This window comes from Virgisporangium ochraceum, from assembly GCF_016863655.1.
Taxonomy (GTDB): domain Bacteria; phylum Actinomycetota; class Actinomycetes; order Mycobacteriales; family Micromonosporaceae; genus Virgisporangium; species Virgisporangium ochraceum.
In genome coordinates this window covers 1-1,578 of sequence record NZ_BOPH01000123.1, presented here as the reverse complement: position 1 = coordinate 1,578, position 1,578 = coordinate 1, and the positions used below count along the sequence as shown (strand labels likewise).

The following is a 1,578-nucleotide window of genomic DNA, read 5'->3' as shown; positions in this document are numbered from 1 at the left end:
AACGATCAAGCGCACACCCGAACCCCCGCGAAGACAGAACACCCAAACGCACAGTGACACACCACGACTACATACGAATCAACGACGCAGGACGCTAGCCGCACCACCGGGTTCGCACGCCGAGGCCGCAGGCCCAGCCCGCACACCCAGCCCGCAGGCCCGGCCCGCAGGCCCGGCCCGCAGGCCCGGCCCGCACACCCAGCCCGCACACCCAGCCCGCACACCCAGCCCGCACACCCGGCCCGCACAACCAGCCCTGGCAACCCGCAACCCGCCTCGCCGCGCCCCGGCAACCCGCAACCCGCCACGTCCGGCCGATCGCCGTCTGCCGGCGGTAACGCCCGCCCCACCACCTCTCGCATCCTAGGAGGCTAGGATGCGAGCCTGCCGCCGTTGCCAGGGATGATCGTGAACGCCGAGGGCCGGGCGATCACGAGTACTCGGAATAGCAGGCTCCCGAGTGGCCGGCCCCGGTGACGGCGCGCCGCAGCTCGATCACGGGGATGACACCATCGCGGAACGGTCCGACCTGTCGCAGATCGGGGTACCTGGCGCCTTCGTCCCAGTGACCGCCGAGCCCTCGCCGCAGGACCTCGCCGAGATACCAGGACGCGCCGTCGCTGAAGTAGCGGTGCGTTCCGTCGACGAGCTGGTCGACCGGCGCAGCGCCTCCTCCAGCGCATCGAGTGACGCGATCGAGAAGTCCCAGTCGGCGTCGGGCCCGTACGCGGCTGACCAGGCCGGCTGGCGGGCCGCGTCGTCCCAGGCCCACCGGTCGCCGCCCGCGGCCAGCAGCGACTCGCCCAGATAGGCGGCCGCACCGAGGAGTTCCTCGTCGTCGAGCGACTCCAGCTCACCCTGGAGTACGGCCAGCGAGGCGGCCGAACGATGGCCCCGGCCAGGTCGAGGCGCGGCGCGCCGAAGGAGCCGGCTCGACGAGCTCAATCCACCGCGACCGGACCGGTCAGCATCGCGTGGACCGTCTCCACGTAGTGCCGCTCCGAGGCCAGCCCACTGGGCAACAGCTCCGGCAACCGCCGGGCCATCTCGATGTACCCGATGTACACCTGGTGCGCCAGCAGTCCCCGGCGACGGGCCTCCCCCAGCGTGTAGCCCAGCTGCCGGAACAGGTCGATCAGGTAGTCCGTCCGACGGGCGGCCACCCGCCGGACCACCGGGCCCACCAACGGATGGTCGGCGGCGGCTAGCAGGTTCACCTCGTCGGTGCTGCCCGACATCACGTCGGCGAACAGGAACGCCAACCGGCGCGCCGGGTCCGGTATGCGGTCGGCGGCCTCGATCGAGGCGTTGTAGCGGCTCTCCCACAGCTCCAGCGCCGCCGCCAGCAACGCGTCGCGGTTGCTGAAGTGCCAGTAGAAGCTGCCCTTCGTCGCACCGAGGCGAACCGCCAGCGGCTCGACCGCCACCGCCGGCACCCCGCCCTCGATCAGCGCGTCGAGCGCGGCCGCCGCCCAGGACGCGGGAGAAAGGCGAGCATTCATGTTTCCGTACGCTAACGTACGGCACCGTCAATGACCTGCAGAAACGCCGCAAGGCCGGGTTCCCGGGATGCCGTGG

General features: G+C 71.5%; 2 protein-coding genes. Both read right to left on the bottom strand.

What is annotated here, in order from left to right; genetic code table 11:
- Positions 1-495 precede the first annotated feature (495 nt).
- Complete coding sequence (locus tag Voc01_RS43100) at positions 496-945, bottom strand: hypothetical protein (protein WP_203933530.1); 450 nt, start codon at positions 943-945, stop codon at positions 496-498.
- Positions 942-1,502, bottom strand: coding sequence for a TetR/AcrR family transcriptional regulator (locus Voc01_RS43095; protein ID WP_203933529.1), 561 nt, complete (start codon positions 1,500-1,502; stop codon positions 942-944). The genes Voc01_RS43100 and Voc01_RS43095 overlap by 4 nt, the downstream gene beginning before the upstream one ends.
- Positions 1,503-1,578 lie beyond the last annotated feature (76 nt).